Raw genomic sequence first — 12502 nt, 5'->3', positions numbered from 1 at the left:
AACTGTAAGTAAAGGTTTCGTTCAACATCCGAAAGGGGCATTTCATCAGGTTGGATTCGCAACAGCACGGGTTGCGGGTCCCTGAAGAGCAGAAAAGGTAAGGGGCGAAGCTTCAGACGAAGGGCCGGAAGCCTCGCAGGAGACGATGAGATGGACCTCACCGGCTCCTGCGACAGCTTTAATTCTCTAAAACCAATTTTGATGTTACGGATTAATAAACTTTGTCACAAAAGCTCTTGGATTCCGCGGCCGAGCGGGGGCGCTGATCCTGGAGAAGAGAGAATAAAGGTTGTCACAAAGCATAATCTTTCAAAAATTCTTGGGCTTTTCCGTTTAATAAAGGTCGTCACAACAGTAAAGGTTGTCACAGCAAAGGTTCAGCCAAAGAAAAATCACAAGGATATATCGTGCAAAAACCCCGGAAAAATTATGATGGTATCTTTGTACACAGAGGTAATCGGTACGAGCTTCTCCTGTTCACAGGTACTAAGTCTGTCTCATGCCCCCTCTTCACTCTGCCAGCACACAGTCCTAGATCGGGCCTTACAGTCCGGTTGGAAGCGATTCTCGGCTGCGCGGCGAAACAAGCAAAGGGCCAGTACAGCGAGCTCATGACGCAGCCCCACCGATACGTCATCAGAAGAAATTTCCATTGCCCGGCAAGCTGAGTTCTTACATCTGCGGTGGCCTGGTGTGCGTTTCACCGTGGCAGTCACGGCACCATGCAAAGAGGGCGTCTTACAGAATCCGGCCATGTTTGAGCATTTCGTGGTCATCCGTGTAGCAGCGAAACAGCCCCAAAGAAATGGCGTAAAGCCCCGCCGACTGGGGCGTGAGATCCAGCCTGGACGTGTCCGCGCCACGGACGATTTCGGCGAGCTTGGCCAGAGTGGGATCATCGAGCTGGTACTTCTTGAGGAAGGCGTCGAAGCTGCTTAACGGCCCGACATGGCTCAGGTCTACCCCTAGAATGTCATAGAGCGTGGCACCTTCATCACTTGCCACGCGCAAGACCTCGCTGCTGGGGACGTAGCGGAAAACCGGGACTGTATCGATGAAGCGCTGGATGAGCCAAGGACAGGCGATCCGATCGATCTTTGGACGTTCACGCGTTACCCATTTCATTGGACACCCCACCGCCGGCAGGCGATGGGTCATGAAACACCGGCCGATGATGTCGGCCGGCAGTTGGTTTCAACCACGCAACATGTGGACTGCCAGGCCTGCCAGGGCGCAAGCGAATAGAACCTGAATGACACCCCGCTTAAAGCGGAATAGGGCAATTGCTGCAGCAACCGCTATCATCGCTGAAGGCCAGTCAAACGCCCCACTGAAGCCTTTTGGCCAAAGTACGTGGTAGCCGAAGAACATGGCGAGGTTCAGGATCACCCCCACCACAGCCGCGGTGATGCCTGTCAGCGGTGCAGTGAATTTCATCTCGTTGTGAGTCGACTCCACCACTGGGCCACCGGCAAGGATGAAGATGAAGGAAGGCAGGAAGGTGAACCAGGTCACGAGGCTCGCCGCGACTGCACCGGCAAGGAACGGGTGCTCCGCACCGAACATCGGATGCACGTACCCACCGATGAATCCGACGAAGGCAACCACCATGATCAGTGGCCCTGGCGTGGTTTCCCCCAAAGCGAGGCCATCGATCATTTGGGTTGGCGTCAGCCACCCGTAATGACCGACAGCGCCCTGGTAGACATAAGGCAGCACCGCGTACGCCCCGCCAAACGTCATCAGTGCAGCCTTGGTGAAGAACCAGCCCATCTGCGTCAGGCTGCCGTCCCAGCCAAACGACAGCGTTAGCAACCCCATGGGCAGCACCCACAGCGCTCCACCGACCAGCAGCAGGTGTACCAGATGTCCCCAGCTGAAACGGGCATGCTCAGGGGTTGGGGTGTCGTCATCGATCAGCGCCGGACCGAAGCTGTTCTTCGCGGCCCCATGACCGCCGCCGATCACGAACTTGCCGGGTGCGAAGCGGCCCCCCACATAGCCGATGATGGCGGCCACCAGCACGATCAGCGGGAACGGCACGTTGAGGGCGAAGATAGCGACGAACGAGGCGCCGGCCATAGCCCACAGCCAGCCGTTCTTGAGGGCTCGTGAACCAATCCGGTGTGCAGCGTGGACGACAATGGCGGTGACCGCCGGCTTGATGCCATAGAAAATGCCCGCGACTACCGGCACCTCGCCAAAGGCGACATAGACCCAGGACAAACCGATCAGGATGAACAGTGAAGGCAGCACGAACAATGCGCCGGCAATTACCCCACCCCAGCTGCGGTGCATGAGCCAACCGATATACGTTGCGAGCTGCTGAGCCTCGGGGCCGGGCAGCAACATGCAGTAGTTCAGCGCGTGTAGAAACCGTTTCTCGCTGATCCACCCCCTACGCTCGACCAACTCCTGATGCATGACTGAGATCTGTCCGGCAGGCCCGCCAAAGCTGATGAAGCCTAACTTGAGCCAGAACAGGAAGGCTTCATACAGACCGATCGGCTGCTGAGACGCTTGCGATGGCGGCTGTTCACTTACTGCGGAGGTGGTATCAACCATTTTGGGCTTCCTCGCTTGCGAAAGCCGTCAGCAGGCCATCGAAGATGCCTCCTGCGACCATTGTCAGTTGATCGTCATCGCCAATGCTCTCTCTCAATCCGGCGAGGACACGCTCGATACCGGGTGCTTCGGAAGGTTGTACGCCTCCCACATCCAGGTAGTGGATGACACCCGCCAGGCGTGCCAGGCCTGGCTGCTGAAAGGCGAAGCTCTCGATGAGGGTTTCGAAGGAAACCCGCTGGCCAACGTGGCTGAATCGGGCCCCATCAAAATCAAAGCCGAGCGCATCGCTTGGGCAGTCGCTGGGACTGTCCAACCAAATGAATTGGGCATCGGCATCAACGAAGCGACGGATCAGCCAGGCACAGGCCAACCGGTCTACCCAAGGACGTTTTCGCGTTGCCCATCGGCGACCTTGGTATTCGCTGCGCTCCAGCTGGTTGATCGCCTCATCGTGCGCACTCGGCTCATCAGAAGACAGAGCGCGGCTAATCGCGGTCTCAAGCTCCTGCAGGGCCGCGTCGGCTTGGGTCTTGAGTACACCTGGGAAGAAATCGATCGCTGCCAACTGGCCGAAGGCCTTCCTGAGCTTGCGCACCTGTCGGGCTGTCAGCAACGCATTATCCGGGGATAGGTCAGCTCGGCAGCCTGCAATTTCTTCCATCAGCTTGGCGTATTCATCGCTTCTGTCGAATAGCCCGCTGAAGCGCTCCTCGCGTTCTGGCAACGACAGCAGAAATGCCGTGCCGTTGATGGCTAGCACATCTCGCTCCACGGCTTCGAACGTTTCGCGGCCCGCGCTTTGTTCCGGCAGCAAGTACACACCATCGCGTAGCACGGCGGCGCCAGAGGCCTTCAGCGTTCTCCAGGCGCGCATTCGTTCGGTGGCGTTTGCTGTCGGCAGTCCCAAAATCAATAGCGACCAGCTAATCATGTAGAAAACTCAACATAAAATGTATCTTTTCCTACATTAAGCCAGTTTCGTCCAAATGCAACGGGTATTCATCGAGCGTGTCGAGCCGTATGGAATCGCGTTGACCATATCCCCCTGGGGGGGATACGCTGTTGTCGATCTGATGAAGTTCAGGCGATAGAGATCGCCTCCAGCCGTGCACGGAGGTGCCATGCTATCTGTCCTGAAAAACCGCACTTACAGGCACCTGTTCATTGCTCAGGTGATTGCCTTGATCGGCACCGGCCTGGCGACCGTAGCGCTTGGGCTTCTGGCCTATAATCTAGCCGGCGCGCAGGCCGGCGCCGTCTTGGGCACTGCGCTCGCGATCAAGATGGTGGCCTACATTGGCGTGGCGCCGATTGCCGGTGCGTTTGCCGAACACCTACCCAGAAAAGCCATGCTGGTCTCCCTCGACCTGGTCAGGGCAGCCGTGGCGCTGTTACTCCCGTTTGTCACCGAGATCTGGCAGATCTACGTGCTGATTTTCGTGCTGCAGTCTGCATCTGCCGCGTTTACGCCAACGTTCCAGGCCACCATTCCTGACATCCTCCCTGACGAGCGTGAGTACACCCGGGCGCTATCACTTTCGCGCCTGGCTTATGACCTGGAGAGTGTTATTAGCCCGATGCTCGCGGCAGCCCTGTTGACCGTGGTCAGCTTCCACAGCCTGTTCGGTGGCACCGTCGTGGGTTTCCTCGTGTCAGCTGCGATGGTGGTTTCAGCGGTATTGCCGGTAGCCGTTCGCGGGCCCAAGCGGAGCATCTACGAGCGGACGACCAAAGGCCTACGGATCTTCCTGCGTACCCCGCGCCTGCGCGGCCTCCTGGCCTTGAACCTCGCAATTGCTGCAGCCAGCGCGATGGTTATCGTGAATACGGTCGTGTTGGTTCAGGCGAAGCTTGGGCTGGATCAGAGCGCGATGGCCATGGCGTTGATGGCTTTCGGTGGCGGTTCGATGGTGGTGGCCATGCTGCTTCCGCGACTTCTTGAGCGTCTGGACGATCGTAAGGCCATGCTTGCCGGCGGAGCGATCCTGGTGGCTGGTTTGCTGATCGGGGCTTTCGTCTCCAGTTATTCGGCCTTGGTTGTTCTGTGGGTGGTGCTGGGCGCTGGATATTCCCTGGCACAAACGCCGTCGGGGCGGATCTTGCGTCGATCTTCTTCGGCTCAGGATCGACCAGCGCTGTTCGCGGCGCAGTTCGCCTTGTCTCATGCTTGTTGGCTGATTACCTACCCGCTGGCCGGGTGGCTGGGAGCCAGCGTCAGCCTCACTGCTGCGTTCGTTGGCCTAGGTCTACTCGCTGGGTTTGCGTGGACACTGAGCAAATGGATCTGGCATCCCGACCATGAGCACGAGGTTGTGTCGCATCAGCACGACGATCTTTCGGAAGATCATCCTCATGTCGCTGATGGAAAATCTCATGCGCACTCGTTTGTCATTGATGAGCTCCACCGGAAATGGCCACGGCGATAGCGCCCTCCATCCAGGGCGGTGGAGAGTCGCTGGGTCGGTGCTATTTCTTGAGCGCCTTCAGCCGCGCACTGGCTTTCTGTACGGCGGCCATCTTCTCCGGACGTTTCATGCGCTTCCACTTGCGGATTTCATCTTTCGACCGTCCGCAGCTTACACAGAGATCGCCCTTCAACTGACAGAGTGAAATACAAGGGTTCTCGATCTGCGAAGCCATGGATGAGTTACCTGTGGGCAGGATTGTGGCGCGTGAGTGCAGGCCGCCTCAGCGGCCCGCATCCACAGATTAGGCTTGGTGAATTTCGACGGTCAGGTGCCGAATTTCATGAACCGGCAACAGCCGCTCACGAATACTTTCAACACTGGTTGCGGCTTTGCCAACAACGCTGACGATAGCGGCGTGGGCGTCGGGGCCTACGCGCCAAACGTGAAGATCGCAGATGCGGACGTCACCCGGTTGCTCAATGAACTCGCGGATTTCCTGCGCTACGTGATCATCAGTTTTGTCCAGAAGGACGCCGGCAGTCACTTTCATCAGGTTCCAGGACCAGCGCCCGATAACAACGGCGCCGACGATGCCCATCACAGGGTCGAGCCAGACCCATCCAAGGTATTTGCCCGCCAGCAGTGCGACGATCGCAAGGACCGAGGTCAGTGCATCGGCCAGGACATGCACATAGGCCGATTGCAGATTGTTGTCGCCGTGCCCGTGGCCATGATCGTGGTGATGGTGGTGGTCATGCCCGTGATCATGGTTGTGCCCGTGGCCCAGCAGCAACGCACTCACGATGTTCACCAGCAAGCCAACTATCGCGATACCAATCGCGATGCTGAATTGCACTTCATTCGGTTGGAACAAACGGACGATCGACTCAGCACCCACTGCCAGGGCAACGAGTCCCAGGATCAGCGCCGAAGCAAACCCACCCAGATCGCCGACCTTGCCCGTACCAAAACTGAACCCAGAGTTGGTGGCGTGTCGCTTGGCATACGCGTATGCAGCGGCCGCGATGCCGAGCGCACCAGCGTGTGTGGCCATGTGGAAGCCGTCGGCGAGTAGGGCCATCGATCCGGTGATGTAGCCTGCGGCAATCTCACCCACCATCATTACAACGGTCAGCAACACGACCCAGAGCGTGCGCTTCGCATTCTCTTCATGGGAGGCACCGAGAAAAACATGGTCATGGGTGGTTGCCGTCGTGCTCATAGCTTGGATGTCCGAAGTCATTTTGAGTACCGCTGAATGGCTTCCAGGAGTTCTTCTACGCCCTTGCTGCGCTCTTCGTCAGTAAGTGACGGGTGAGCTACGTGCGCCCTGGCGTGATCCTTGATGATTTCGTCCAGCAACCCATTCATCGCTCCACGGGCCGATGCCACCAGTAGCAGGGTCTTGGCGCAGTCCTCTTCTTCCTGAAGGGCTTTTTCAATTGCCTGCACCTGCCCAGCAATGCGTTTGACGCGCTTGAGCAGCGCCTCTTTGTTCGATGCGAGATGGCCCATACCATACTCCCCCTATGTATATTGGCGCGGAGATTGTCATACCCCACCCCCCTATACAAGAGACCAGTAATCAGCAGGCGATTTTTGAGACGAGCGGGATGACTGGCGAACGTATCAACCGTCATCCTGAGGAGCGGTAGATAGAGCCTTCCTTGGCTCTAACCGGGGTATCAGTCGTGAGCGTGGCCATGGCCCGCGCTATCGTTCGACACCTCTGGCTCGGCATCGCCGCATGCGACGAGCAGGCCGAGGAGACCGATTACAGCGAGCGAACGTAGCAGTTTGATGGTCATGTCGTAGGTTCCACAGTGGTGAGATCAAAAAATTGATAGGTCGAGGCTCACTTCTAGTGAGCCTCGACCACGCGTCATTTCTTCAGGTTGAGATAGTCGCCAGTCGTGTTCAGCACAATGGTGACGTTACCCGTGGTACGGTTGCGCCAGAACCAGCCATGGGTGCCGTCGAAGAGCGCAGTCAGCTCACCCTTGTCGCTTTGCACCTGACGACCCTTGCTGTAGCTGTGGAAGTCGCCCTGGGCCGCGTCATAGGTTTCACCGTGGGTGTCGTGGTTGACCGGTCCCGAAGCATTCCACTCATATGCAACGACAGTTCCCTTACGCATTTCGAGCTTGATCTCGCGCCCTTCGCCTGGCTTGAGGGTCAAACTGACCTCGTCGGTTTTTGCCGCTGGCTGCACTGCTTGCTGGGCAGGCTGCACCGCTGCAACTTGTGGAGCCGGAGCGGGAGCAGCCTCGGGAACCGGTGCCGGTATTGCCGGCGCAGGTACAGCGGCTTTCGTAGCGGCCTCATCGGCCAAGGCTTCTTGGGCGAGGGAGATCTTGATCTCGCCCATCTGGGTAAGACCCATGGCTCGGCCCAGACCTGTTGGGTCGACGGCATACTCCGAAGGCATGACCACGGTGACCAGAAGGCCCATCGCGGCAGCGAAGGCGATGGCGGTGGATCGAATGAGCTGACGGCTGCTCGGCAGTTCGTTTGCCGAAGGAAGTGGGGAGTTGAACATGTTCAGAATCCTCAAGCGGTAACAATCAGGCCAGTCAGCTGATAACCCATCAGCAGGAAACCGGCGCTCATCATGGCAACGTTGGCGGTGTAGGCGTGACGCCAGAAACCACCGGTTCTTCTCCAGAAGCCCATCACGATCAGGATGGCGCTCAGCGCGAGCAACTGACCGATCTCAACCCCGACATTGAAAGCAATGAGGTTGGGGATCAGGCCGTCGGCCGAGATTTCGTACTCCTGGATCTTTGTTGCCAGGCCAAAGCCATGCAGCAGGCCGAAGACGAGCGTCGCGGCTTTGGTGTTCGGCTGGTAACCGAACCAGCGCTTGAAGGCCCCCAGGTTGTCCATCGCCTTGTAGACCACCGAGAAACCGATGATCGCGTCGATGATGTAGGAGCTGATGCTGATCTCAGTAAGCACGCCGAACAGCAGCGTGACCGAATGTCCAACGGCGAATAGCGTGACGTAGAGGCCCACGTCCTTGAGGCGGTAGAGGAAGAAGATGACGCCGAACAGGAACAGCAGGTGGTCATAGCCCGTCATCATGTGCTTGGCGCCCATGTAGATGAACGGGATCAGCATGACCCCCGAGCTTTCCTGGATGAATCCCTTGTCGCCTTCCGCTACGGCGTGTGCCAATGCCTCCGGCATGCCGATAAGCAATGACGCGACGAACAGGAACAAGAGGCAGATGGGATGGCGTGCACGCACAGCGAGCAAGCTCCCACCCGTTATCGAGTGTAAACGCATGGATCAATCCTTTTTGCAGTGATCGAGAGCCGCAAAGCGGCCAGGGTCAGGAAGCAAAAGCAGGACGAGGTGGGCGTTCGATTCGGAAGATAGGCGGGTGTGGTACCGAGTTGCCTGACCAGGCCAATGGCATGGACGGGCCGAAGATAGGTGTCAGTTGCGCAGCAGAAGAGAGCTGAGGGGTCTCGTGCTGGTGGTCGGGCGTGAGCGGGGCATGATAGTGGTCAGTGCAATGCGCGCAGCTCCATGAGGCCTCGCCATGGTCATGCCCATGCTTCATGTTCCCTGCTTCTTGGGCAGCGACTTGAGTCGGTACTGCCAACGAATAGGCGTGCCCCGTCCAGGCCAGCATAACGGCCATAGCCAAAGCCACGAGGATGGCTGATGACAGGAAACGACGGGACATTCAGATGCCTATGACGCTGATTCAACAGCAACGTTGCACGTTTGACCTAACCCCCTGGGGGGGATAGCATCGCCAGCGTAATGTATCGCCGACAGAGACTCAAGATATGTCCGATGATCACCAGCACGATGATGAACAGGGCCATGCCCATACTCACCAGAGCCATGAGGCGATCATCAAGCGCCTGAAGCGTGCAGACGGCCATCTGCGCAGCATCATTGCCATGATCGAGGATGGGCGCGAGTGTGTAGACATTGCCCAGCAACTGCATGCGGTTGAAAAGGCCGTCTGCCAGGCCAAGCGCACGCTCATCCAGGACCATATCGACCACTGTCTTGAGGACTCGGTTGCAGCCTTGAGCAAGGGCGATCGATCGGCCCTGGACGAATTCAAGCAAATTACCAAGTACCTGTAGGGCCGTGTTCGAGCTCACCAGCTACCTCGGCCTGTTTCTGGCAGCTTTTGCGGCCGCCACGCTGCTACCCATGCAGTCAGAAGCCGCGCTGGCCGCGATGCTAGTGTCTGAGCTGTACCTGCCCGTGGCGCTTGTCGCGGTGGCTACCGCCGGCAATGTGCTGGGTTCCGTGGTTAACTGGTTTTTGGGTCGAGGCGTCGAGCACTTCAAGCACAAGCGCTGGTTCCCGATTAGGGAGTCCAAGCTGGAGAAGGCACAAGTCTTCTACCAGCGCTATGGATACTGGTCACTGCTATTGAGCTGGGTACCCATTATCGGCGATCCAATTACGTTGGTAGCCGGGGTCATGCGCGAGCCACTTTGGCGGTTCACACTGTTGGTGACCTTGGCCAAGGGTGGGCGGTACTTGCTACTGACTCTTTTGGTACTCGGGAGCATGCCGTGACGTCAGATCCCATCCGTCACAGAGAGCGGCACACGGGCCAGGACCTGATCAAGTGGATCGCCTTGATTACGATGGTGCTCGATCACATGCGGTTGGCCTGGCCGGCTACCAGTAACCTGTTTGTCTTAGGCCGACTGTCCTTTCCTTTGTTCTGTTTGGCGGTGGCCATCAACGTTTCGCGGAACCAGCCTGGTGAGTTGTTTATCCGGAGTAATGGCCGGTATCTCGCCCTTTTGGTGTTGTTTGCGGCGCTATCAGAAGTGCCATACCGGATGGTCAGCACCTCAGGCACATTCAACGTCCTGGTCACGTTGGCGTTGGGTCTGCTGGTCGCTTGGGGAGTGCAGCACCGGACGCTCGAAAGCCTGGTACTGGCCGGCGGGGCGATTCTGGCTGCCTATTTGCTGAGCGAGCCGTTGATGTTCGGCTTTTATGGAGTGTTCGTGCCGGCAGCTCTGGTGCTCGCGATCAAGCGCCCCGAACTTTTCGCGTTACTGCCCGTCGCACTCTGTGCTGCTGCCAACTCTCGAACTGGCCTGTTCGAGCAAGCAGCGCAACTAGAACCATTCGCCATCCTCGCACTGTCGACCGCCGCTCTTGCACCTCTGCTCGGTTTGGCGCTGTTCTGGGCCCCATTGCCGTTCAAGGTCGTGCCTGTCAAACAGTGGAGCTATTGGTTCTACCCCGGCCACCTGGTGGCGCTACTGGGTATTCGCAACTTGCTTTAGCTGCTGGCTTTGCTTCTATGGCTGGCATCCTCAGGGTCAAGAACACCAGCGCTGAAGGACCTGCGGACCGCCTTAGTGACAGTGGCGCTCGCCCGTTTTGTGGTTGGTGTGGCAACCCTTGGAGTCGGTACCGCCGCTATGTGCGAAGGCAGTGACCGAGGAGAACGACAGGACTGCTGCGATCACGAGGTAAACGATTTTCATCAGGCTACTCCATGCTTGGTTTTTGTACGTGGCTTCGGCCACCGGCGAAGATTATGGCTAATTGCCTTCATACGGCAAGCGGCTGCGTCCCCGACGAGGTGTGGTCCAATGAAAGGGGTAATTACGGGCGTCGGGCTGGAGCCCGTGGAATTAAACGCTGCGAGAGTTTTAATTCTCTAAATCCAATCGTCCCGAGTCCCGTATACACCTACAGGCCTCCTAATGAGGCCCAAAGAGTGGTGAACTGGCGCTTGCGCTACAGCGCAGAACCCGATACGGGGAGCTAGTTGAAAAGCTCCAAGAAACGGCTGAAATTGACGGCAGCTATGGCAAGGCCACTCAGTACGATAACTGTCGTGTAGATCGGATGGTCTTTGACGATTTCAATCAACACAACAGGGTGCACCCCGTTCCGCTCGTACCATTTGGATTTCGTCTTCAAGGACTTGTCATGTGTCCGTTCGAAGAAGTTCGCAAACATATCGAGCTTCCTCAAGGTCGATTGATGCATTTTTATGTACTCAGCGTTCACAAAGGCGGCAGCCTCATCAGCGCCCGGCAGCGCGTCTTGGTCGCTGGCATTGTTGAGTTCAGCTAATGCCATGATCCTGCCTTTCCTTCCCTTGCTATCGGCATGCGGGGCATAATTTCTTCCATACAACGCAACCAGCTCACGCGCAAGGTCAACCTTCTTGTCATCCGGCAGCTCTACGGGTTTGCCGCCGAGTACCCGGAAGCGATGCTCAAGCGCAAAGAACCCGAAATTTTCGTCTCGCATATTCCAGTGCAGGAAACGGCAATCCTTGTGCTTATCAAGCCATTGGAAAAAGCCTTTGAGCATCGACTTTTCGAATTTATTGAGCTCTGCTTGCATGCTGGAGAGCTGTTTGCTGAGCTCTGCTTCTTTATGGATGGACCATGATTTGGTCTGGCCGGTTTTTAGGTTTCGTGTGGCGATGGAGGTCACACGTTTCGACTCCCCCGTATCGTTCTGATAAAACGATTCGCAGGAGTAGTGGATTACGTAAACTCGGTTCGCGTCGAGGTAGAGGTCTTCGATTAACGCTCTGCTCCTTTTGCGATCCTTTACCCGATCTAGCTCTGCTCCCACCACCTTCCCCTCAACCCAGTGCAATGTAGGCGAAGCTGGTGATTCTGCCCTCAAATGTGAGTACCCGCTAGATTTACCCCTAGCTTTGCCTTTGACTCTCCCTGAGGGTATACCGCCTGGGGATAACCAGCTTGCTTTGTCTTGGCGGATTGCCCTGCCGATTGACGTGGCCCACATAAGCCGCTTCAAATGCCGTCAGAACGCAGGACCATTCGCTCCCGTCGAGCTGGCTGGTGGGCGTGAGCCAAGAGGCGTATCCTACAAGCGCTTGCTCCGAGACTTGTTGGCCTACAGCCTCCCCTTGGAGACATCTGATAGCCCGCCGCCGAGGCGGGCTTCTTTGCTACCAGATCTGTACAGCAGCGCCTTTGGTTGGCTAGCTGCCCAAGCTAGGCTCTGCCAGAACGCATGCCCATAAGCGGTCTACCTGTCTCCCTAGGCACGCCGGTTATCGACGTACCCAAATCTTTTATCAGGCGCATGGAAAGCAGGCGGAGGTTTGGCGAAATTCGCTTACGCAGTCATTGCTTCGCAGGAATCTGCGCAGGTCATACAGGCCTGTGCGCATTGCTGACAGTGGTCAGCATCTCGGTGCGAAGGCCTGCCCGATCATTTAAGGCTGGAAAATCACTGCTTCTGAATGCTCACGATTTCGCGACGCTTCCCCCCATACGGAACCCAAATTTCACCTTGTCTCCTACGTTCAAGCCCTTCAGCTGTGCAGGCTCAGCTTGGATCCGTCCCTGAAAACGTTATGGAGTCATGAAAATGATTCCTCGACAGATCAGCGCCCAGCCGCGTGCCATCGCCCCGCTGCTACGCAGAACGATGGTGTGAAATTAAGAGGGAGTCAGACGCGGGGAGGACGCCATGGATCGGGGGGGAGAACCTGTCGCTATGCCTACAGCATAGGTATCGGCAGGTCGTGG

The 12502-nt window shown here is 57.4% G+C and carries 14 protein-coding genes and 1 pseudogene; 4 read left to right on the top strand and 11 right to left on the bottom strand.

What is annotated here, in order from left to right; all coding sequences use genetic code 11:
* Nucleotides 1-672: 672 nt before the first annotated feature.
* From APH42_RS26900 to APH42_RS26890, 3 genes and pseudogenes are all read right to left on the bottom strand, one after another.
* A pseudogene (locus APH42_RS26900) lies at nucleotides 673-1125 on the bottom strand (chromate resistance protein ChrB domain-containing protein).
* Nucleotides 1126-1194: 69 nt separating this feature from the next.
* Nucleotides 1195-2565, bottom strand: a complete 1371-nt coding sequence (chrA, locus tag APH42_RS26895) for a chromate efflux transporter (protein ID WP_012316909.1) — start codon at nucleotides 2563-2565, stop codon at nucleotides 1195-1197.
* Nucleotides 2558-3499, bottom strand: coding sequence for a chromate resistance protein ChrB domain-containing protein (locus APH42_RS26890; RefSeq protein ID WP_012316910.1), 942 nt, complete (start codon nucleotides 3497-3499; stop codon nucleotides 2558-2560). The genes chrA and APH42_RS26890 overlap by 8 nt, the downstream gene beginning before the upstream one ends.
* A 190-nt stretch (nucleotides 3500-3689) precedes the next feature.
* On the opposite strand from APH42_RS26890, the gene APH42_RS26885 reads away from it, so the two are divergent.
* Nucleotides 3690-4994 (top strand): MFS transporter, encoded by a 1305-nt coding sequence (locus tag APH42_RS26885; RefSeq protein ID WP_012316911.1) that lies wholly within the window; start codon nucleotides 3690-3692, stop codon nucleotides 4992-4994.
* Between the two features lie 40 nt (nucleotides 4995-5034).
* On the opposite strand, the gene APH42_RS26880 is transcribed toward APH42_RS26885, so the two are convergent.
* The 6 genes from APH42_RS26880 to APH42_RS26860 form a co-directional block, all read right to left on the bottom strand.
* Nucleotides 5035-5208, bottom strand: coding sequence for a DUF1289 domain-containing protein (locus APH42_RS26880; RefSeq protein WP_012316912.1), 174 nt, complete (start codon nucleotides 5206-5208; stop codon nucleotides 5035-5037).
* A 69-nt stretch (nucleotides 5209-5277) separates the two neighbouring features.
* A complete protein-coding gene (gene dmeF, locus APH42_RS26875; protein WP_012316913.1) occupies nucleotides 5278-6219 on the bottom strand; it encodes a CDF family Co(II)/Ni(II) efflux transporter DmeF in 942 nt (313 codons plus the stop codon).
* On the bottom strand, nucleotides 6216-6491 hold the full coding sequence (locus tag APH42_RS26870; protein WP_012316914.1) for a metal/formaldehyde-sensitive transcriptional repressor: 276 nt from the start codon (nucleotides 6489-6491) through the stop codon (nucleotides 6216-6218). Before APH42_RS26870 ends, dmeF begins: the two co-directional genes overlap by 4 nt.
* Before the next feature lie 170 nt (nucleotides 6492-6661).
* Nucleotides 6662-6784 carry a hypothetical protein gene (locus tag APH42_RS30620; protein ID WP_016489889.1) on the bottom strand — a complete coding sequence of 41 codons (123 nt, stop codon included), beginning with the start codon at nucleotides 6782-6784 and terminating at the stop codon, nucleotides 6662-6664.
* A 74-nt stretch (nucleotides 6785-6858) separates the two neighbouring features.
* On the bottom strand, nucleotides 6859-7515 hold the full coding sequence (locus APH42_RS26865; RefSeq protein WP_012316915.1) for a hypothetical protein: 657 nt from the start codon (nucleotides 7513-7515) through the stop codon (nucleotides 6859-6861).
* A gap of 11 nt (nucleotides 7516-7526) precedes the next feature.
* Complete coding sequence (locus tag APH42_RS26860; protein WP_012316916.1) at nucleotides 7527-8264, bottom strand: HupE/UreJ family protein; 738 nt, start codon at nucleotides 8262-8264, stop codon at nucleotides 7527-7529.
* 512 nt (nucleotides 8265-8776) lie between these two features.
* Between APH42_RS26860 and APH42_RS26855 the strand changes: the two genes are divergently transcribed.
* From APH42_RS26855 to APH42_RS26845, 3 genes are read left to right on the top strand one after another with little or no spacing between them, the layout of a single operon-like run.
* Nucleotides 8777-9085, top strand: a complete 309-nt coding sequence (locus APH42_RS26855) for a metal-sensing transcriptional repressor (RefSeq protein ID WP_012316917.1) — start codon at nucleotides 8777-8779, stop codon at nucleotides 9083-9085.
* Between the two features lie 4 nt (nucleotides 9086-9089).
* Nucleotides 9090-9530 carry a YqaA family protein gene (locus APH42_RS26850; RefSeq protein WP_012316918.1) on the top strand — a complete coding sequence of 147 codons (441 nt, stop codon included), beginning with the start codon at nucleotides 9090-9092 and terminating at the stop codon, nucleotides 9528-9530.
* On the top strand, nucleotides 9527-10258 hold the full coding sequence (locus tag APH42_RS26845) for a TraX family protein (RefSeq protein ID WP_012316919.1): 732 nt from the start codon (nucleotides 9527-9529) through the stop codon (nucleotides 10256-10258). Before APH42_RS26850 ends, APH42_RS26845 begins: the two co-directional genes overlap by 4 nt.
* Before the next feature lie 72 nt (nucleotides 10259-10330).
* On the opposite strand, the gene APH42_RS30000 is transcribed toward APH42_RS26845, so the two are convergent.
* Both APH42_RS30000 and APH42_RS29995 read right to left on the bottom strand, forming a co-directional pair.
* Nucleotides 10331-10462: a YHYH domain-containing protein gene (locus APH42_RS30000; protein ID WP_016489890.1), complete on the bottom strand. Its 132-nt coding sequence runs from the start codon at nucleotides 10460-10462 to the stop codon at nucleotides 10331-10333.
* A 283-nt stretch (nucleotides 10463-10745) separates the two neighbouring features.
* A complete protein-coding gene (locus APH42_RS29995) occupies nucleotides 10746-11429 on the bottom strand; it encodes a hypothetical protein (protein WP_177336881.1) in 684 nt (227 codons plus the stop codon).
* Nucleotides 11430-12502: the final 1073 nt, after the last annotated feature.

It is taken from the genome of Pseudomonas sp. NBRC 111140 (assembly GCF_001320885.1).
Classification (GTDB): Bacteria; Pseudomonadota; Gammaproteobacteria; order Pseudomonadales; family Pseudomonadaceae; genus Aquipseudomonas; species Aquipseudomonas putida_P.
The sequence above is the reverse complement of the archived record's forward strand: the minus strand, read 5'-3'. Positions and strand labels throughout refer to the sequence as shown.